Raw genomic sequence first — 23,019 nt, forward strand, 5'->3', positions numbered from 1 at the left:
CGGCGAGGCGCTGCCGTCGGCCACGGCCGTGGACTTCCTGTGCCGCCATAGCGGCACGACCGCGCTGGACAACCTCTACGGCCCCACGGAGGCGGCGGTGTCGATCACCGCGTTCGCGGTCGACACTCAGCCGGAGCACACCGTCCCGATCGGGTCGCCCGCCTGGAACAGCCGGGTCTACGTCTTGGACGGGCGGTTGCGGCCCGCGCCGATCGGAGTGCCCGGCGAGCTGTACCTCGCGGGAGCGCAGCTGGCGCGCGGCTATCAGCGCCGTCCGGCGCAGACCGCCGACCGCTTCGTGGCCGATCCGTTCGCGGTGGAACTCGGTGCGGCGGCCGGCGAGCGGATGTACCGCACCGGCGACATCGTGCGCTGGCGTCCCGACGGCACCCTGGAATACCTCGAGCGCGCCGACTTCCAGGTGCAGATCGGCGGCTTCCGCATCGAGCTCGGCGAGGTGGAGGCCGCGCTGCTGCGGCAACCCGGGGTGGCCGCGGCCGTCGCGGTGGCGAAGGCCGACGACCGCGCGGGAACACGGCTCATCGCGTATGCCGCAGTGCCGGAGGCGGATCCGGTCGGGTACGCCGACCTGGCCGTGTCGCTGCGCGCCGCTGTGGCCGCGCGACTGCCCGGATACATGACGCCTGCCGCCGTCGTCGTGCTGGCGGCGCTGCCGCTCACGGCCAACGGCAAGATCGATCGTTCGGCGCTGCCCGAGCCGCCGTTCGCCGAGGCGGCCTTCCGCGCGCCGTCCGGTGCGTTGGAGCGCCTGGTCGCGGACGCGTTCGCGGAGGTCGTCGGCGTGGACGCGGTGAGCGTCGACGACGACTTCTTCGCCAGGGGCGGCAACTCCCTGATGGCCACCCGGCTCGCGGCCCGGCTCGGCGCGGCACTCGGCGGCCATGTCGCGGTGGCCGCGGTGTTCGAAGCCCCGACGCCCGCCGCACTCGCAGAACGCATCGCGGCCACCGAGCGCGGCGTGGCCCGGCCCGCTTTGGTCCGTCGCGCCGATGCCGGGCCGGTGCCGCTCGCGCCCGCGCAGCAGCGCATCTGGGTGCTCGACCGGCTCGCACCGGACTCGTCGGCCTATCACATTCCCACGGCACTGCGGCTGCGCGGCCGGCTGGATGTGGCGGCGCTGGCGGCGGCGCTCGGCGATGTGCTCGACCGGCACGAGACGCTGCGCACCAGGTACCCGGACACCGAGGACGGACCGGTCCAGGAGGTGGTGCTCGCGTCGCCGGTCGATCTGACACCGATTCCGGTGGGCCGAGCGGAAATGGACAGGCGGATCGCGGAATTCGTGGCCCCCGCCTTCGATCTCGCTTCCGCGCCGCCGGTGCGCGCCGCCCTGTTCACCCCCGCCGCCGACGAACACGTCTTGGTGGTCGTGCTGCACCACATCGGTGCGGATGGATACTCGATCGCGCCGTTGACCGCCGATCTGGTGCGCGCCTACCTGGCCAGATCCACCGGACACGCGCCGGACTCGGCCCCGCCCGCGATCCGTTACCGCGACTACAGCGCCTGGCAGCACGAGCTGCTCGGCGACGGCGCGGACCCCGACAGCCTGCTGGCGCGCCAACTCGCCTTCTGGCGCACCGAATTGACCGGTGCGCCGGAACTGCTCGCCCTGCCCACCGATCGACCGCGACCGGCCAGGCGAAGCATGCAGGGGGCAAGCGTTACCCGGGAGATCGACGCCGAGCGCACCGTACGCCTGGAGCGACTGGCCCGCGAACACGGCGGCACACTGTTCACCCTGGTGCACAGCGCGCTCGCGGTGCTGCTGGCGAAACTGTCCGGCGCGGCGGACGTCACGGTCGGCGTGCCGGTCGCCGGGCGCGGTGTCCGCGAGCTGGACGAGCTGGTCGGCATGTTCGTCAACACCGTGGCGTTGCGCACTGAGGTCGATCCCCGTGCGAGTTTCGGCGAGCTGCTGCGCCAGGTCACCCGGCGGGATCTGGCGGCGTTCTCGCACGCCGACGTCCCGTTCGATCAGGTGGTCGAGGTGCTGGGCGTCACCCGTTCCGGCTCGTACGCACCGCTGTGCCAAGTACTGCTCACCTTCCAGAACTTGCCGCGGGCGGAGGTGGAACTGCCCGGCCTCGCGGTCGAGGCGATCGACCTGACGTCGGCGGAGGCGAAGTTCGACCTCCAGGTGACCGTGCTGGAGCAGTTCGCCGCCGACGGTGCGCGCGCCGGTATGGAGCTACGCGTCGGCTACGCGACCGACCTCTTCGACGAACCGACGGCGCACGCGTTCGGTGACCGCTTGCTGCGGGTGCTGGAGGCGGTGGCCGCGGATCCGGCGGTAGCCCTTCGCGCGATCGACATCCGTTCCGCGGCCGAACGGCTGCCCCGGCCCACCGCGTCGGTGGCGGACCTGCCCGCGCTGATCGCCCGGGCGGCCCGGGCCGTCCCCGCCGCCACCGCGTTCGAGCACGGCGATCGGCTGGTCTCCTTCGGCGAGCTCGACGTGAAGCTCGCGTCCGTCGCGAAGGCGATGGGCCCTGCGGCCAAACCCGAAGCCCTGATCCATGTCTCGCTCGCGGGGTTGGTGCCCGGCCTGCTCGCCGCACTCGGCGGCAGCGGTCTGGCGGCCTTGCTGCGGACCCTGCCCGCCACCGCCGAGGCGCTGCTCGCCGACTCGGCGGCGGCCCTCGATTCGGAAGGAAACCGCTGATGACCCACGCAGACGCCGTGCGCCGCGGCTACGGCATCGACGACCTGCCCGGTCTCATCGCGACTGTTGCCGGGCTGGACCCGCAGCGCGTGGCGTTGCGGCACGGAGAGCTCACCGTCACCTACGCGGCGCTGGCCGACGAACTCGCGACCCTGTCCGAAGCCATGGGCGCGGGGGTGGGCGCGGAGGCGCTGGTTCCGGTGGTGGTCTCCGGTCGACTGCCCGCGCTGCTGGAATCCGGTGACGGCGCGCTCGGCGCGGTGCTGGACGCGCTGCTCGACGACGCGCTCGCGGCCGCGCCCGACCTTCCGGCGACCACCACCGCGCCGGTCGAGACATTGGTGAGCCTGTTCGAGGAGCAGGTGTGGCGGACTCCGGACGCGATCGCCGTCGAATACGCGGGAATCACCCTCACCTACGCCGAATTCGACGGCCGAGTCAACGCGCTGGCCCACCATTTGGTCGAACTCGGCGTGCGGCGGAACTCGCTGGTGGGCTTGGCCGTGCGGCGCTCGATCGACCTGCTGGTCGGCATGTACGCGATCCTGCGGGCGGGCGGCGCGTACCTGCCGATCGACCCGGACCATCCGGCCGACCGCATCGGCTACGTGCTCGTGGTCGCCGAGCCGGTGTTCGTGCTGACCACCACGCGTGACGAGCCCGACTTGGGCGGTGCGGTCGCGACGCTGCGGATCGACGAATTCGCTGGCTCGCCCACGCCGGAAGCGCCCGCGGTCGCCCGGTCGGCCGACGACCTCGCCTACGTGATCTTCACGTCCGGCTCGACCGGCAGGCCGAAGGGCGTCGCCGTGTCGCACCGCGCGATCGTGGCGAATCTGCGGTGGCGGCAACGGATGTACCGGCTGCGCGCCGACGACGTGGTGTTGCAGAAGACGCCGTTCACCTTCGACGTGTCGGTGTGGGAGTTCTTCTGGCCGTTGCAGGTCGGCGCCCGGCTGGTCGTCGCGGAGCCGGACGGTCATCGGGACCCGGCGTACTTGGCGCGTGCGATCGCCGAAAACGGTGTCACGGTGGCGCATTTCGTGCCGTCCATGCTCGCGGTCTTCGTCGCCGAGTCGGTCGCGGTGGACTCGCTGCGGCTGGTCTTCGCCTCGGGTGAGGCGCTTGCGGCCGCCACCGCCGCGGCCTTCCGCGACGTCTGCGGGGCGACGCTGCACAACCTGTACGGGCCCACCGAGGCGGCGGTCGACGTGACCGCGCACGAGGTGACCGGCGCGGACGTGGCGGGCGTGCCGATCGGCGTCGCCGCCGACGACACCGAGTTGCTGGTGCTCGACGACAGCCTGCGTCCGGTGGCGCGCGGCGTCGTCGGCGAGCTGTACCTGGCAGGCGTGCAATTGGCCCGCGGTTATGTCGCCCGGCCAGGCCTGACCGCCGAGCGATTCGTGGCGAACCCCGAGGGACCGGCCGGGGAGCGGATGTACCGCACCGGCGACCTGGTGCGCTGGGCGCCCGGGGTGGAGGGCGGGCCGGAGGAGCTGGAGTATCTGGGCCGCACGGACTTCCAGGTGAAGTTGCGCGGCCTGCGGATCGAACTCGGCGAAATCGAGGCGGCGCTGCTGCGCCACCCGCGCGTCACCCAGGCCGCCGTGGTGCTGCACCGGCACACGAGCGGCGATCAACTGGTCGGCTACGTGGTCGGCGACGCTGTCGAGACCGCCGAGGTACTGGATTCCGTCCGCCGCGAGCTGCCCGAGTACATGGTGCCGACGCTGCTCGTCGCGCTGGCGGCGATGCCGTTGAACGCCAATGGCAAGCTGGACCGCAGAGCGCTTCCTGAGCCGAAATTCGATTCCGGGACGACGGCTTATCGGGCGCCGGAGACCGAGGCGGAGACGGCGGTCGCCGCGATTTTCGCCGAACTGCTGGACGTGCCGCGCGTGGGCGCGGACGACGACTTCTTCGCGCTGGGCGGCAATTCGCTGCTCGCCACCCGAGCCATCGCCCGGATCGGCGCGGCCATCGGCGCGACCGTGGACGTGCGCGATTTCTTCGCTCGTCCCACCGCGGCCGCGGTGGTCGCGTCGGCGCGCCCGGCCGCGGCGCGTCCGCCGCTGGTGGCCGGTCCGCGCCCGGAGCATGTTCCGCTCTCGCCCGCGCAGCGGCGCATGTGGTTCCTCAACCGGTTCGGCGCCGACACCGATCAGGCCCGCGAGCTGGGCGCCGCCGCCGTGGACAACATCCCGGTGGCGCTGCGCCTGCGCGGCCCGCTGGACGTCGCCGCGCTGTCGGCGGCGATCACCGATCTGGTGGCCAGGCACGAAGTGCTGCGCACCGTGTATCCGCAGACCGCCTACGGGCCTGCGCAATCGGTGCGACGCGTACACGCGGTGTTCGACCTGACGCCCGCCGAGGTGCCGCGGGAGCGGTTGGCCGCGGCGATCCGCCGGGCGGCGAGCCAGGGCTTCGACGTGGCGGAGGAGATCCCGGTGCGGGTGCGCCTGCTGCGCTGCGAACCCGAGGACCACACGCTCGTGCTCGTCGTCCACCACATCGCGGCCGACGGCGTCTCGCTCGTGCCCCTGATGCGCGACCTGGCCACGGCCTATGCCGCGCGGCGCGACGGCCGCGGGCCGGAGTGGACTCCGCTGGCCGTGCAGTACGCGGACTACGCGCTGTGGCAGCAACGGGTCCTCGGTGCGGAGACCGACGCGGATTCCGTGGCGGCGCGCCAGCTCGCCTTCTGGCGCGCCGAATTGGCCGAGCTGCCCGCGCAATTGGATCTGCCCGCCGATCGGCCGCGTCCGGCCGCGCCCTCGTACCAGGGCGCCACCTACGAGTTCGCCGTCGACGCCGCGCTGCGCTCCGCCGTCGAGGCGATCGCCGCGCGCGTTCGCGCGACACCGTTCATGGTGCTGCACGCGGCGCTGGCCGCCCTGCTGGCCCGGTTGTCCGGCACCGCGGACATCGCTATCGGCACACCGGTCGCGGGCCGGGGCGAGGCCGTACTCGACGACCTGGTCGGCATGTTCGTCAACACCCTCGTGCTGCGCACCGAAGTGGACGCCGCGCGCGGTTTCGCCGACTTGGTGGCGCACGCCGCCGACCGCGACCTGCGCGCCTTCGCGCACGCCGACATCCCGTTCGAGCAGTTGGTGGAGGCGCTGAACCCGCCGCGTTCGGCCGCCAGGCATCCGCTGTTCCAGGTCGCGCTGTTCATGCAGAACATCGGGCCGATCGCGCTGACCATGCCCGGTCTCGACACCGAGCAGGTCGACTTCGACTCCGGTTTCGCGAAGTTCGACCTCCAGCTCACGGTGTCCGAAGCCGCCGACAGCTACCGCGCCGAATTCACCTACGCCACCGACCTGTTCGACGCCGCGACGGTGCGGGAGTTCGCCGCGAAGTTCGTCCGGCTGTTGCGTGCGGCGGTGGACGACCCGGACGCACCGGTCGGGGATCTCCCGCTGCTCGACGCGGGCGAGCTGGACTATGTCACCGCGAGCTGGAACGCCAGCGGGCACCGAGTGCCCGATCGGTTCCTGCACGAGGGTTTCGACGCGCAGGTGCGCCGTACCCCGGATGCCGTCGCGGTGGTCACCGACGGCGAGCGGCTGACCTACGCCGAGCTGTCCGACCGCGCCGATCGGCTGGCGAGGATGCTGATCGGGCTCGGCGTCGGTCCGGAAGCGCTGGTCGTGCTGGCCCTGCCGCGCTCGGTGGAACTGGTCGTCGCCATGTACGCGGTGGCGCGGGCGGGCGGCGCGTACGTCCCGGTGGACCCAGGACATCCCGCCGAACGCATCGGCCACATCCTCGACACCGCGCGTCCGCATGCCATCCTGACCACGAGCGATAGCGGTTTCGACGCGGCCGCGCAGGTTTCCGTTCCGGTGTATCGCCTGGATGAACTCGATCTCTCCGCCTATCCCTCCGGCAAGATCGGCGACCGCGAACGCCACGGCGCGCTGCACCCGCAGCATCCCGCATACGTGATCTTCACTTCCGGGTCCACCGGAAAGCCGAAGGGCGTGGCGGTCAGTCATCAGGCCATCGCCAACCAGCTGGCCTGGATGCACGCGGAGTACCGTCCGCGCACCGGCGATGTCTACTTGCAGAAGACCGCGAGCACCTTCGACGTCTCGCTGTGGGGCTACTTCCTACCGCTACGAGCGGGCGCGACCGTGCTGCTGGCCGCACCGGACGGACATCGCGATCCGCGCTATCTCGCCGAGACCGTCGCACGCCACGGCGTCACGCTCACCGACTTCGTGCCATCGATGCTCGCGGTGTTCGCCGCGCACGCCGCGCCGGGCGAACTCGACTCGCTGCGCGACGTGTTCGTCATCGGCGAGGCGCTGCCGCCCGAGACCGTCGCCGCCTTCCGGCAGGTGTGCGACGCGGGCCTGCACAACCTCTACGGCCCCACCGAGGCGGCGGTGTCCATCACCAACCGCGAGGTCACCGAGGTGAACTCGCCGCAAGTGCCGATCGGCGAGCCGGAGTGGAACTCGCAGGTCTACGTGTTGGACGGACGGTTGCGGCCCGCGCCGATCGGCGTGCAGGGCGAGCTGTACCTGGCGGGAGCGCAGCTGGCGCGCGGCTACCACGGCCGCGTCGACCTCACCGCCGATCGTTTCGTCGCCAATCCCTTCGGCGCGCCGGGCGCCCGCATGTACCGCACCGGCGACCTGGTGCGCTGGAGCCGCGACGGCGAGCTGATCTATCTGGGCCGCAGCGACTTCCAGGTGAAGTTCCGCGGCCGGCGCGTCGAACTCGCCGAAATCGAGACAGCGCTGCTGGCGGCGGCCGGGGTCGGCCAGGCCGCGGCGCGGCTGGTCACCGGACCGGCGGGGGAGTTCCTGGCGGGCTACGTGATCGCAGCGCCCGGCGCGACGCTCGATCTCGACGCGGTGAAATCGTGTGTCGCTCAGCGTCTTCCCAGCTACCTGGTGCCGACCGCAGTGGTCGAGCTGAACGAATTCCCCCGCAACACCAGCGGCAAGCTCGATCGCGCCGCCCTGCCGATCCCGGTGCTCGCGGCCGAGCGCTTCCGTCCGCCGGTGAGCGCCGCGCAACGTCTGGTCGCCGCGGTGGTCGCGGAGGTGCTGCGGGTCGAGCGGGCCGGGCTGGACGACGATTTCTTCGCTCTCGGCGGCAGCTCGCTGGACGCCACCCAGGTCAGCGCCCGCACGGGTGAGGCGATGGGAGTACGCGTTCCGGTGCGCGCGCTGTTCGACGCGCCCACGGTGGAGGGTTTCGCCGCCGCCGTCGAGCGGCTCGGCGCCGCAGGGGCGCCGCGACTCCCGCTGGTCCGCCGTCCACGGCCCGAGCGGGTGCCGCTCTCGCCCGCGCAGCAGCGCCTGTGGTTCCTCAACCGCGTCGAGAGCCAGGACGGCGCCGACAGCGTCTACAACCTGCCGATCGTGCTGCGGCTGACCGGCCGCCTCGACGTGACGGCGCTGGAGCGCGCCGTACTCGACGTGCTCGCCCGGCACGAGACGCTGCGCACCACCTTCCCCGAAACCGACGACGGCCCCTGCCAATCCGTTCGCGACGCCACCGACATCGGCCTGAGCCTGCATCCGGTGCCGATCGACCGCTCCGCACTGGAGGATGCCGTGGCAGGCATCGTCGGCGCCGGGTTCGACGTGACCGCCGAGTTGCCGTGCCGGGTCGCGCTGCTCGCGGTGGAGCGGGTCGACGAGGCGCGCGGCGTCACCGGCGACGAATACGTGCTGGTGTTCGTCGTGCACCACATCGCCGCCGACGCCTTGTCGATGGTCCCGCTGGTCACCGACCTGGTCGGGGCCTACCTCGCGCGCCTGACCGGGCGGCGGCCGGACTGGGAGCCGCTGGCGGTGCAGTACGCCGACTACAGCCTCTGGCATCGGGACCTGCTCGGCGCCGAGGACGTCCCCGGTGATCTCGCCTACCAGCAGCTGCGCTTCTGGCGCGACGTGCTGACCGGCGCGCCGGCGCAACTGCCCCTCCCGGTCGATCATCCACGGCCCGCGATCCCCTCGCACGAGGGAGCGGGCGTCGATTTCGTGATCGAGCCCGAGGTCGTCGCCGGCTTGCGCGCGCTGGCCCGGCGCGGCGGCGCGACGTTGTTCATGACGCTGCACGCGGCCTTCGCCGCCACCCTGGCCCGCTTGAGCGGCAGCGCCGACATCGTGATCGGCTCGCCCGTCGGCGGACGCGGGGAGCGGGCGCTGGACGCACTCGTCGGCATGTTCGTCAACACCCTGGCGTTGCGCACCCGAGTAGTCGCCGACGCCTCGTTCGCCGCGCTGCTGAGCGAGGTGCGCGAGGCCGATCTGGCCGCGTTCGCCAACGCCGACCTGCCATTCGAGCGCCTGGTGGACGTCATGGCGGTGGATCGCTCCGCGGGCGCGCATCCGCTGTTCCAGGTGATGTTCAGCTTCGAGACCGCGACGCCCGCATTCGGCGGGAAAGCCATGGAGGTGCCGTGGCTGTCGGTGCACCCGGTCGAGATCCCCGACAACGGAGCGAAATTCGACCTGCACTTGGTGGTGGCGGAGCGCGCGGATTCGGCGGGACTGTCGGGCACCCTGCGCTACGCGACCGATCTGTTCGACGCCGCGACCGTCGAGTCGTTCGCCGACCGCTTCCAGCGGATGCTCGCCGCCGTCGCGGTCGACGCCGGTGCGCGGATCGGTGACGTCGAACTGCTTTCGGACGCCGAACGCACACGGGTGTTGCGGGTGTGGAATGCCACCGACCGCCCGTTCCCCGAATCCGACACGCTCGCCTCCCTGTTCGCCGCGCAAGTCGAACGCACACCGGACGCGCCCGCGGTCACCTTCGAGGAGACGACGCGGGCCTACCCGTCGCCGGACCACAGCTCCTCAGCGGCTGGCTCTGCGGCGCCGGCCCACCCGTCACCCGACCAGGACCTCTCAGCGGGTGGCTCCGCTGTCCTGCCTCAGCTATTGCCCGGCCACGACTCCTCGGCGGGTAGCTCTGCGGCCCTGGCCCACCCGTCACCCGGCCACCCCTCGGCGGGTAGCTCCGCGACGCTGGCTCACCCGTCACCCGACCACCACCCCCCAACGAGTCGCTCCGCGACGCTCACTTATTCGGAATTCGCCGGGCGGGTCAACCGGCTGGCGCGGTGGCTCGTAGCACAGGGTGTCGGCCCGGAAACGCTGGTTGCGCTCGGTATGCGCCGATCCCTCGACCTGGTGGTGGGCATGTACGCGGTCACCGTCGCGGGCGGCGGATACGTGCCACTCGATCCCGACCACCCCGCCGAACGCACCGCCCACATCCTGGCCACCGCCGCGCCGGTGTGCGTACTGACCGCAGGCGCGGACCTGAGCTGCGGCGTGCCCGAGACGCGGATCGACCGGCTGGACCTGTCCGGTTACCGGGACACCCCGCTCACCGACGCCGACCGGCGCGCTCCGCTGCGCCCGGCGAACACCGCCTACGTGCTGTTCACCTCGGGCTCCACGGGCAAGCCGAAGGGTGTCGCGATGAGCCACCGCGGCATCGTGAACCGGTTGTGCTGGATGCAATCCGCGTACGCCGCGCTCGGGCCGGGTGATGTGCTGTTGCAGAAGACGCCCGCCACCTTCGACGTCTCGGTGCCGGAGTTCTTCTGGCCGTTGCAGGTCGGCGCGCGCATGGTGCTGGCGCGGCCGGACGGGCATCGCGACCCGGCGTATCTGGCCCGCCTCATCCGCGCCGAGGGCGTCACCGCGGCGCACTTCGTGCCGTCCATGCTGGCCGTCTTCGTCGCGGGCGAGTTCGACGTGCCGTCGCTGCGTGAGGTGTTCTGCTCCGGCGAGGCGCTACCCGTCGGCGTGGCCCAGCGGATGCGCGAACTCACCGGCGCGCGGGTGCACAACGGCTACGGCCCCACGGAGGCCGCGGTGGAGGTGACCTTTCACGAGGTGCGCGACACCGATTTCGAGACCGTGCCGATGGGCGAACCGATCTGGAACACCAGAACGTATGTGCTCGACGCGCGACTGCGCCCGGTGCCTGCGGGTGTGCCGGGGGAGTTGTATCTCGCGGGCGTGCAACTGGCGCGCGGCTATCTGGACCGCCCCGGCCGCACCGGCGACCGGTTCGTCGCCGACCCGTTCGGCCCGCCCGGTGAACGGATGTACCGCACCGGCGACTCGGTGCGGTGGAACGCTTCGGGAGAGCTGGAGTTCCTCGGCCGCACCGACTTCCAGGTCAAGATCCGCGGCTTGCGCGTCGAACTCGGCGAGATCGAGTCGGTGCTGCTCGCGACGCCCGCCGTGACCCAGGCCGCCGTGCTGGTCCGGGACGATCGCGGCGTGGGCGAGCGCCTGGTCGCCTACTTGGTGACGGACGGACCGGTCGAGATCGCGGCGGTGCGTGACGCGGTGGCCCAACGGCTTCCGGGCTACATGGTGCCGCAGGCGTTCGTGGTGCTGGACCGGTTCCCGGTGAACGCGTCGGGGAAGCTGGACCGATCGGCGCTGCCCGCGCCCGTGATCGCCGGCGTGGTGTTCGAGGCGCCGAGCGGTGCGGCGGAAGAACTCGTCGCCGAGACATTCTCGGCTCTGCTCGGGGTGAACGAGGTCGGCGCCGAGGACGATTTCTTCGCCCTGGGCGGCAATTCGCTCAGCGCCACCCAGCTCGCCGCGCGGCTTGGCAAAGCCACCGGCGGGGAAGTGGCGGTGCGCACGATCTTCGACGCGCCCACGGTGCGGGCGCTGGCGCGGCGGATCACCGTCGACGCTCCGGCCGAGATCGGGCCCGTCGCGCTGCCGCCGCTCACGCCGCAGGAGCGCGGCCGGTCGATCCCGCTGTCGATCGCCCAGCAGCGCATGTGGTTCCTGAACCGGTTCGACACCACCAGCGGCGCGTACAACATCCCGTTCGCGCTGCGCCTCACCGGAGCGCTGAACGTGCCCGCCCTGGAGGCGGCGATCGCCGACGTGATCGCCCGGCACGAAACCTTGCGCACGATCTACCCCGAGCAGGACGGCGGTGCGACGCAGCTGGTACTGCCCGCGGGGACGAGGCTGGTCGAGCTGGTCGCACGGCCGGTTCCCGCGCCGCAGGTGCCCGAACTCGTCGCCGCCGCCGCGCGAGCCGGGTTCGACGTGACCGCCGAGGTCCCGCTGCGCGTGCGCCTGCTGCGCGTGGAGGACGACGCCGCAGCAGGCAGCCACCAGGTGCACGTCCTGCTGTTCGTCGTGCATCACATCGCCGCGGACGGTTGGTCGTTCGCGCCGCTCACCCGGGATTTGGCCAACGCTTACGTCGCGCGGTGCGCGGACACGGCTCCCGCGCCGGGAGCGTTGCCGGTGCAGTACGCCGACTTCGCGATCTGGCAGCGCACCGCGCTGGGTTCCGCCGACGACCCGGCCTCGGTGCTGGCACGCCAGCTGTCCTACTGGACCGACCGGCTGGCCGGGCTGCCGGAGGTGCTGACACTCCCATCCGACCGGCCCCGCCCCGCGGTCGCCACCAACCGGGGCGGTGCGCTGACCGGACGGCTGGACGCCGCCCTGCACGAGCGGATCCAGGAACTGGCCGCCGCGCACCGGGCGACCCCGTTCATGGTGCTGCACACCGCGCTGGCCGTGCTGTTGAGCCGTTACGGCGCGGGCCGGGACGTCGTGATCGGCGCGCCGGTCGCCGGGCGCGGCGAGGAAGCGCTGGACGAGCTGGTCGGCATGTTCGTCAACACGCTGGTGCTGCGCACCGAGGTTCGCCCGGACGCGACTCTGGCCGAGTTGCTGGCGTCCGTGCGCGCGGCCGACCTGGCCGCCTTCGATCACGCCGCGGTGCCGTTCGAGCAGTTGGTCGAGGTGGTGAACCCGGTTCGCTCACAGGCGCACGCTCCGCTGTACCAGGTCGCGCTGACCTTGCAGAACCAGACCGCGCCGGAGTTCCGGTTGCACCGGCTGGCCATCGCGGCGCTGGAGATCGGCGCGGCGCCGATCCAGCTCGACCTGGACTGGACGCTGACCGACCGCCACACCGCTGACGGCGCGCCCGACGGCATCGACGTGCACCTGCACTACGCGCTGGACCTGTTCGACGAACCGACCGCCGCCGGGTTCCTCGCCGCCTTCGACCGCGTGCTGCGCGCCATGGTGCGCGACGCCCGCACCAGGGTCGGCGCGGTCGAGCTGATGTCGGTGGCCGAACGCGGCCTGCTGCTGTCGGATCGCAACGCCACCGCGCACCCGTTGCCCGCCGAGACGCTGGACGACCTGCTCACCGCCCGTGTCGCGGCCACGCCCGACCGTGTCGGCGTGCGTTATGAGAACGAAGCTGTGACCTACGCGGAGTTCTCCTCTCGCGTGAACCGTCTGGCCCGCAAGCTGATCCGGACAGGTGTGGGCCCGGAGGACATCGTCGGCCTGGCCGCGGCGCGTTCGATCGACATGCTCGTGGCGATGTACGCGATCGTGCGCGCGGGCGCGGCGTATCTGCCGATCGATCCGGCGCACCCGGCCGAACGCCTGGCGCAGGTCGTCGCGAGCGCGGAGCCCCGGTTGGTGCTGACCGCCGGTGACGTGACGCTGCGCCCGCTCGACGGCGTCCCCGTGCTCGAGCTCGACGCTCTCGACCTCGATGACTTCGCCGACGGACCGGTGGCCGACGCCGAGCGGATCACCGCGCTGCGCCAGGACAACACGGCCTACGTGCTGTTCACCTCCGGCTCCACGGGGCGTCCGAAGGGCGTCGCGGTGACCCACCGCGCCATCATGAACCAGCTGCGCTGGCTGGAATTCCGCTACCAGGTCACGGCGTCCGACCGCATCCTGCAACGGGCCCCGCTGACCTTCGACGTGTCGGTGTGGGAATGCTTCCTGCCGATCGCCGTCGGCGCGCCGCTGGTGATCGCCCGGCCCTGCGGGCACCTGGACCTGGCCTACTTCGCGGATCTGCTGCGCGAATACCGGATCACCATCGCGGAGTACGTGCCCTCGGTGCTGGCCGCGCTGATCGGCGAGGGCATGGGCGACGCGCTGCGGTCGTTCCGGCATCTGCACTGCGGAGGCGAGGCGCTCACCCCGGACCTGCTCGCCGCGCTGCGCGGCAGCTTCGACGGCGCGGTGCACAACGCCTACGGCCCGACCGAGGCGGCGATTTCGGCGATCTACCACGAATTCACCGACAGCGACGCCGAATCCGGGCGGGACGTCGCCATCGGCCGTCCGTGCTGGAACACCAGGGCCTATGTGCTGGACGGCCGGTTGCACCCGGTGCCGATCGGCGTCACAGGCGAGCTGTATCTCGCGGGCGACCAGCTGGCGCGCGGCTATCACGCCCGCCCCGGACCGACCGCCGAGCGGTTCGTCGCCGATCCGTTCGGCGTGCCCGGCCGCATGATGTACCGGACCGGCGACCTGGTGCGCTGGCACCGCGACGGCGATCTGGTGTATCTGGGCCGCAACGATTTGCAGGTCAAGCTGCGCGGCCAGCGGATCGAGCTGGGCGAGATCGAGTCCGTCCTCGCCGCCGCGACCGGCGTGACCAACGCGGCGGTGCTCGTGGCTCGCGACAACGCGGGACAGGAATGCCTCGTCGGTTACGTCACCGGAGCCGACCCGACGCCCGATGCGGTGCTCGATGAGGCACGGGCACAACTGCCCGCGTACATGGTGCCCGCCCTCATCGTCGTGCTCGACCAGATGCCACTGACCACTGTCGGCAAGCTCGATCGGTCGGCGCTGCCCGCCGTCGAGCTCACCGGCGCCACGGAAGACTTCCGCGCACCGCGGGAGGGGTCCGAGGCGGTGCTCGCCACCCTGGTCGCCGACCTGACCGGCGCGGAGCGGATCGGCGCGGACGACGACTTCTTCGCCCGCGGCGGCAACTCGCTGCTGGCCATGCGGCTGGTCGCCCGGGTCAACGCGGCCTTCGGGTGCGCGCTGACGGTGCGGGAGGTGTTCGAAGCGCCGACCGTGGCCGGACTCGCGCTGCGAGTGGCGGGATCGGAACGGCCGGACGTCACCCGGCCCGCGCTCGTTCCCCGCGAACGGCCGGAGCGGATCCCGTTGTCCCTGGCACAGACCCGGATGTGGCTGCTGCACCGGCTCGATCCGGATTCGGCGGTCTATCACATCCCGATCACCATCCGGCTCACCGGCGCGTTGGACCTCGCGGCATTGCGCGCGGCCGTGCGCGACGTGATCGATCGGCACGAATCGCTGCGCACCGTCTTCCCCGCCGACGCGGACGGCCCCGCCCAAGTCGTCCGCACCGACGCGGATGTGCCCGAACTGCCACTGCATCCGATCGAGGTGACCGAGCCGAACCTGCGGGACGCGGTGCTCGCGTCGATCGGCGAGAGCTTCGACCTGCGCAGTCGTATCCCGGTGCGGGCGAACCTGTTCCGCGTCGCGCCCGAAGAACATGTGCTTGTCGTGGTGGTCCATCACATCGCCGCCGACGGCGTCTCCACCGCACCGCTGGCCCGCGACCTCATGACGGCCTATACCGCGCGCGTCGCGGGGGAGCGGCCGTCGTGGCCGCCGCTGCCCGTGCAGTACGCGGACTTCACCCTCTGGCGGCGCGAGGCCCTCGGCTCCGCGGATGATCCGGACTCGCCGCTGTCGAACCAGATCGCCTACTGGCGCTCGGAACTCGACGGACTCGCCCCGGTGCTGGAACTGCCCGCCGACCGTCCTCGCCCGGCGGTGGCCTCGGGGCGCGGCGCCACCGTCGAGTTCGCGATTCCCGCCGACATCACCGGCTCGATCGCGGAACTCGCCCGGCGGCATGGCGTCTCGATGTTCATGGTGTTGCACGCCGCCTACGCCGCGCTGCTCGCCCGGCTCGCCGGAGTCGGCGACGTCGCCATCGGCACCCCCGTCGCGGGACGGGGCGAACAAGCGCTGGACGACTTGGTCGGCATGTTCGTCAACACCCTCGTACTGCGCACGCCGATCACGCCGGACGCGTCGTTCGCCGCCTTTCTCGGCGGCGTCCGGGAGATCGACGTGCGGGCCTTCGCCCACGCCGACCTGCCGTTCGAGCGCTTGGTCGAGGAGCTGAACCCGATTCGCTCGCAGTCTCATTCGCCGCTGGTGCAGACACTGCTCACCTTCGAACAGCACGACGACACCGTGCTGCGCCTGCCCGGCCTGACGGTGACGGCCTATCCGCTGGACAACCGCGTCGCGCAGTTCGACCTGGCGGTGGAACTGACCGAACACCGCGTGGCGACCGGTTACGCGCTGCGCGGCGTGCTGCGGTATGCCACCGACCTGTTCGACCGAGCCACCGTCGAGACGTTCGGGGCGCGCTTCACGCGCGTGCTGCGGGCCGCGGTGGCCGACTCCTCGGTGCGGGTCGGCGACCTCGAAATCCTGGACGACGCGGAACGGGCACTGGTGCTCGACCGCTGGAACGACACCGCCGTCCCCGTCGACCTGGCCGCCACGCTGATCTCGTTGTTCGAGGCGCAGGTCGCGAGGACCCCGGACGCGCCTGCGGTCACGGTCGATGGGCGCACCCTGTCCTACGCCGAGTTCGCCGCGCGGGCGCGGCGGCTGGCGCGCTGGCTGGTCGGTCAGGGCGTCGGCCCGGACGCGCCGGTCGCGCTCGGCATGCGACGGTCGCTGGATCTGGTGGTCGGCATCTACGCGGTCACCCTCGCGGGCGGCGCGTACGTCCCGCTCGACCCCGACCATCCGGCCGAGCGGCTGGAGTACGTGCTGTCGACCGCCCGGCCGGTGTGCGTGCTCACCTCGGGCCTCGACCTGGACGCGGGCGCGGCGCGGCAGGTCCGCGTCGACCGGCTCGACCTGACCCGATACTCCGCCGATCCGCTCACCGCCGTAGACCGGCTCGGTGCGCCCGCCCCTGGCCACACCGCGTATGTGATCTTCACCTCAGGATCGACCGGTCGCCCGAAGGGCGTGGCCGTCACCCACGCGGCGATCGTGAATCGCCTCACCTGGATGCAGTCGGCCTATCCGCTGGTCACGGACGATGTGGTGCTGCAGAAGACCCCCGCCACCTTCGACGTCTCGGTCTGGGAATTTTTCTGGCCCTTGGCTTTCGGCGCTCGCTTGGTGGTCGCACGTCCAGATGGGCATCGCGACCCCGCCTATCTGGCCCGCCTGATCGTCGAGCAACGCGTCACGACGGTGCACTTCGTACCCGCCATGCTGGCGGTTTTCCTGGCGGATCCGCGCACAGAAAAGTGCATTACGCTGCGCAACGTCTTCGCATCGGGCGAGGCATTGCCCGCGGTTGCCGCGCAGCGGGCGCGAGAGGTGATCGGAGCGCGGGTGCACAACCTGTACGGCCCTACCGAGGCCGCCGTCGACGTCACCTATCACGAGGTGACCGATCAGGACCTGGGGTCCGTGCCGATCGGCAGACCGGTGGCCAACACCCGCCTGCTGGTGCTGGACGCCCGGATGCGGCCGGTCCCGGTCGGCGTTCCGGGGGAGCTGTACCTCGCCGGCGCACAGCTGGCCCAGGGTTACGTGGCGCGCCCGGAGTTGACCGCCGACCGGTTCGTAGCCAACCCGTACGGACCCGCCGGGGCGCGGATGTACCGCACCGGCGACCTCGTCTCCTGGACCGACAAGGGTGAGCTGGAGTATCTCGGTCGCACGGACTTCCAGGTGAAGCTGCGCGGTCTGCGCATCGAGCCGGGCGAGATCGAGTCGGCGCTGTCGGCGCTGGACGCGGTTGCCCAGGCGGTGGTGCTGGTCCGTTCGGACGAGCGGTTGGGCGCTCAGCTGGTCGCCTACCTGGTTGCCTCGCGCCGCCACCCGATCGACATCGAGGACGTGCGGGCCGCACTGAGCGCCGAACTGCCCGCGTATATGGTGCCCACCTCGTTCGTCCTGCTCGAGCGGTTCCCGGTCAACGCCTCCGGCAAGCTGGACCGCGCCGCGCTGCCCGCGCCGCAGTTCGCGACCGTGGGGTACCGAGCTCCGGCCACTCGGACCGAGGCGACCGTCGCGGGGATCGTCGCGGCTCTGCTCGGCGTCGAGCGCGTGGGGGCGGACGACGATTTCTTCGCCCTCGGCGGAAACTCGCTGCTCGCGACCCAGGTCGCCGCCCGGCTGGGCGCCGAACTGGACGCCGAGATCCCGGTGCGCCTGCTGTTCGAGGCGCCGACCGTGACCGCGCTGGCCGCGCGGGCCGAACGGCTCGCGGGGACGGGCGCCAAACCGGCGCTCGCGCCCCGGCCGCGCCCGGAGCGCATCCCGCTCTCGCCCGCGCAGCAGCGGATGTGGTTCCTCAACCGCTTCGATCCCGCCGAAACCGTGCACAACATCGCGGTGGTGGTCCGCCTCACCGGCTACCTGGACCCGGACACCCTCGCCGGCGCCGTCGCTGACGTGGTCGGCAGGCACGAAACGCTGCGCACCGTGTACCCCGACCACGAGGGCGTCGGGTACCAGCGCATCCTTGACGCCGATCAGGTACCCGTCATCCGAATGCTGGAAGCGACGGGCGCGCTGCGGGAGTTCGTCGCCGCCCCGTTCGACCTGACCGCCGAAGTGCCGCTGCGCGTCGGCCTGGTGACCCGGTCCGATCGCGACCACCTGCTGGCGCTGGTGGTGCACCACATCGCGGCCGACGGCTTCTCGATGGGCCCGCTGGCCCGCGATCTCGCCGCCGCCTACGCGGCTCGCGCGACGCGAACCGCCCCGGTCTGGACCGAACTCGACCTGCAATACGCCGACTACGCGCTCTGGCAGCGCGAGGTGCTCGGCGCCGAGGACGACCCGGACTCGGTGGCCGCACGCCAGCTCGCGTACTGGCGCGAGACGCTGCGGGCTCTGCCCGCCCAGCTCGACCTGCCCGCCGACCGGCCGCGCCCCGCCGTCGCCTCGCACATGGCGGCGAGCACGACCGTCGCTCTCCCGCAGGAGATAGGCGCGGGCATCGCCGAGGTGGCCGCGCGCTACGAGGCCACACCGTTCATGGTCGTGCACGCCGCGCTGGCCACCCTGCTGGCCAGGCTGTCCGGCACGGAGGACATCGCGATCGGCGCGCCCGTCGCGGGCCGCGGTGACGCGGCGCTGGACGAGTTGGTCGGCATGTTCGTCAATACCCTGGTGCTGCGCGCGCAGGTCCCCGGCTCGGACACCTTCGCCGCCGTGCTGCGCCGGGTGCGCGAGCGCGACCTGGACGCCTTCGCCCATGCCGACGTACCGTTCGAGCGCCTGGTCGAGCTGCTCGACCCGCCGCGTTCGCAGGCCAGGCACCCGCTGTTCCAGATCGCGCTGTTCTTCCAGAACCTCGGGCCGGTCACCCTGGACATGGCAGGCGTCGCCGTGGCGGAGCACGACTTCGATTACGAGACAACGCCGTTCGACCTCCAGCTCACCGTCACGGGTGACGCGCTGCGCTTCACCTACGCCACCGACCTGTTCGACGCCGACACCGTGGCGACGTTCGGCTTGCGCTTCACCCGTCTGCTCGCCGCGGTGACCGCCGACCCGGAACAGGTGGTCGGCGACATCGACCTGTTCGGCGCGGGCGAACTGCGCCGCGTGGTCACGGAGTGGAACGACTCCACGCACACCGCCCTGGCCGACGAGCTGCTGCTCGACGAATTCGAGGCGCAGGCCGCCGCGACGCCCGACGACCCCGCGCTGGTGTTCGTGCCCGACAGCGCGATGCCTCCCGTCACCGTGACCTACGGCGAGCTGGACGGGCGCGCCAACCGGCTGGCCCGCCACCTGATCGCGGCGGGCGTCGGCCCGGAAGCGCTGGTGGCGCTGGCGATCCGGCGCTCACCGGAGCTGGTGGTCGCGATGTACGCGGTGCTCAAGGCGGGCGGGGCGTATGTGCCGATCGACCCGGACCACCCCGCTCGGCGCATCGCCCACATCCTCGACACCGCCGCGCCCGTGGCCGTGCTCACCACGGCGGCCGACCGGATCGATCTCGGCGATTCCGTCGCCACCGTCCTGGTCGACGCCGTCGCGCTGGACGGTTACGCCGACGACCCGATCGCGGCCGACGAACGTCGCGCGCCGATCCACCCGGGCAGCCCGGCGTACGTGATCTTCACCAGCGGCTCCACCGGGAAACCCAAGGGCGTCAGCGTGTCGCACGCCGCGATCGTCAACCAGATGACCTGGATGCAGTCGCGGTACGGTCTCACCGCCGAGGACGTCTACCTGCAGAAGACGGCGACCACGTTCGACGTGTCGCTGTGGGGCTACTTCCTGCCGCTGCGGGTCGGCGCCACCCTCGTGCTGGCGGCTGCGGACGGCCATCGCGACCCGGCCTATCTCACCGGCGTGATCGCCGAAAGGCAAGTCACCGTCACCGATTTCGTGCCGTCGATGCTGAGCGTCTTCGCCGGGCACGTCGCCGCCGCAGGGCGCGGCGCCGCACTCGCGTCGCTGCACACGGTGTTCGTGATCGGCGAGGCGCTGCCCGCCGAGACCGTGCGGGCATTCGGCGCGGTGAGCGCCGCACGGGTGCACAACCTGTACGGCCCCACCGAAGCGGCGGTGAGCATCACCCACCGCGACGTGACGGGCGAGAGCGACCGCACCGCGCTGCCGATCGGCAATCCGGAATGGAACAGCCGCGTCTACGTGCTGGATTCGCGGCTGCGCCCGACGCTGCCCGGCGTCGCGGGCGAACTGTATCTCGCGGGCGTCCAGCTCGCGCGCGGCTATCACGGCAGGCCGGATCTCACCGCGGACCGGTTCGTGGCCGATCCGTTCGGCGCGCCGGGGCTGCGGATGTACCGCACCGGCGACCTGGTGCGCTGGGAGACCCGAGGGAACACCGCCGAATTGGTGTACCTGGGCCGCACCGACTTCCAGGTGAAGTTCCGCGGCCAGCGCGTCGAGCTCGGCGAGATCGAGGCCGCGCTCGCGGCCGCCCCCGGGGTGGCGCAGGCGGCGGCCCGGGTGGTCACCACCGTCACCGGCGACGATCACCTGGTCGGTTACGTCACCACCGAGCCGGGCACGGTGCCTGCGGATGCCGAGGTGCTGCGCGCCGCCGCGCGCACGCTGCCGTCGTACATGCTCCCCTCGGCTCTGGTCACGCTCGACGCCTTCCCGCTCAACGCCTCCGGCAAACTGGACCGGAAAGCGTTGCCGGATCCGGTTTTCGACCGCGCCGCCTATCTCGCCCCCGTCACCCTGGCCGAGCGCGTAGTGGTCGAGGCCTTCGAAACGGTGCTGGGCGATGGGCCGATCGGCGTCGACGACCACTTCTTCGCCCTCGGCGGCAACTCGCTCAGCGCCACTCGGGTCGCGGCCCGGCTGGCCGACCGGCTCGGTCGCCGCGTCCCGGTGCGGCTGCTGTTCGAAGCGCCGACGGTAGGCGCGCTGGCCGCGCTGCTCACCGCGGAGGCCGCCGCGACCGAACAGGTGGTGCCCTTGGTCGCCGGACCGCGACCGGAACGGATTCCGCTCGCGCCGGTCCAGCGTGGCATGTGGTTCCTCAACCGGCTCGATCCGGCGTCCGCCGCGCACAACATCCCGGTCGCGCTGCGCATAGAGGGAGAGCTGAACACCGACGCCATGATCGCCGCGTTCGCCGACGTCGTGGCCAGGCACGAGACCTTGCGCACGGTGTATCCGGCCGACGCGACCGGCGCGGGTCATCAGGTGATCCTGCCCGCGGACGGCGCTTCGGTGCGCTTGACGGTCGAAGCGCTGGACGGTCGCGCCGCCGACGACCGGATCGCCGAGTTCCTCGACGCCGGTTTCGACGTCACCGCCGCCGTTCCGGTGCGCGCGGCGCTGCTGCGGGAGCACGCCACCAGCCACGTGCTGGTCGCGGTGGTGCACCACATCGCGGCCGACGGTTATTCGATGAGCCCGTTGCTGCGCGATCTGCTGACGGCCTATCTCTCCCGCGTCCTCGGCGCCGAACCGGTCTGGCCCGCGCTCGCCGCCCAGTACGCCGACTACGCCCTGTGGCAGGACGCTCAGCTGGAAACCACTGCCGCGCACCAACTCTCGTATTGGGCGGAGACGCTGCGCGATCTGCCGGGCGAGCTGGAGCTGCCCGCCGACCGTTCGCGTCCCGCCGTCGCGAGCAAGCGCGGCGCCAGCGTGCGGGCCAGGATCGGCGACGGGATCGCGGCGCGGGTCCGTGAACTGGCGCTGCGCCACGACGCGACGCCGTTCATGGTGGTGCACGCCGCTCTCGCCGTCCTGCTGTCCCGGTTGTCGGGTTCCGGCGACGTCCCGATCGGCACCCCGGTGGCCGGACGCGGCGCGGCGGCCCTGGACGACCTGGTCGGCATGTTCGTCAACACCGTGGTGCTGCGCGCCGAAGTGCACGCCGACGAGTCCTTCACCGACCTGCTCGCCCGGATCAGGGCCGTCGATCTCACGGCGTTCGAGCACGCGAGCGTGCCGTTCGATCGGGTGGTCGACGAACTCGGCGTCGAGCGTTCCCAGGATCGGCATCCGCTGTTCACCGTGGCGCTGAGCTACCCGAACACCGCCGCCGACGCCTTCACCGTGCCCGGTCTCGAACTCACCGCCGTCGCGTTCGACGAACAGGTGGCGCGTTTCGACCTGCAATTCACCGTCGCCGCCGAGCCCGACGCCGACGGCCACCTCGCGGTCGAACTGGACTACGCCACAGACCTCTTCGACGCCGCCACCGCGCGCGCTCTGCTGCGCCGCTTCGGCAGGCTGCTCGGCACGCTCATCGCGCGACCGGACGCGCCGATCGCCGCCGCCGATCTACTCGCCCCCGCCGAACGCGCCGACCTGCTCGGCCGCCGGGGCGACGCGCCGGTGCCGCCGCGCACGCTGGCCGAACTGATGGCCGCCGCCGTCGCGTTCGACCCCGGCGCGGTCGCACTGGTCGGCGGCGAACGGCAGCTGACCTACCGGATGCTGGACGAGCAGTCGTCGCGGCTGGCGCGCATGCTCATCGGCCGCGGTCTCGGCGCGGAGGACGTGGTGGCCGTCGCGGCGCCGCGCTCGATCACCTCCGTGCTCGCGGTGTGGGCGGTGGCCAAGACCGGCGCCGCGTTCGTTCCGGTCGACCCGGCCTATCCGGCCGAGCGGATCGCGCACATGCTGACCGATTCCGGTGCGGCGCTGGGCCTGACGATCGCCACCTGCCGCGCGGCGCTGCCCGGTGCCGTCGACTGGCTGGTGCTGGACGCCCCGTCCACGGCCGCGCGGATGCGCCGCAACAGCACGGCGCCGATCGACCCCGCCGAACTCGTCCGTCCCGTGCGGTGCGAGAACCCGGCCTGGATGATCTACACCTCCGGCTCGACCGGGACGCCCAAGGGCGTGGTCGCCACGCACGGTGGCCTCGCCGGAGTGGCCCTCGCCCAGCGGGACCGGTACCTGGTCACCGCGGACGCGCGCGTGCTGCACGTGGCCTCGCCCAGCTTCGACGCGTCCATGCTGGAACTGCTGCTGGCT

2 protein-coding genes (both cut by a window edge) are annotated in these 23,019 nt (G+C 72.0%); both read left to right on the forward strand.

Translation table 11 applies throughout. The features are described 5' to 3' along the window. Positions 1 to 2,686 carry the end of a non-ribosomal peptide synthase/polyketide synthase gene (locus ACL03I_RS05830; protein ID WP_412805289.1) on the forward strand. Its footprint begins 15,104 nt before the window's first position, so 2,686 of the gene's 17,790 nt are visible here — the last part of the coding sequence; the start codon falls outside the window, past its left edge; it ends in the stop codon at positions 2,684 to 2,686. Beyond that, a protein-coding gene (locus ACL03I_RS05835) for a non-ribosomal peptide synthase/polyketide synthase (protein WP_412805290.1) crosses the window boundary here: on the forward strand, positions 2,686 to 23,019 show its 5' portion. Its footprint extends 5,115 nt past the window's final position; 20,334 of the gene's 25,449 nt are visible here — the first part of the coding sequence; the start codon lies at positions 2,686 to 2,688; its stop codon lies beyond the right edge, outside the window. The genes ACL03I_RS05830 and ACL03I_RS05835 overlap by 1 nt, the downstream gene beginning before the upstream one ends.

The organism is Nocardia sichangensis (assembly GCF_047200615.1).
Lineage (GTDB): Bacteria > Actinomycetota > Actinomycetes > Mycobacteriales > Mycobacteriaceae > Nocardia > Nocardia sichangensis.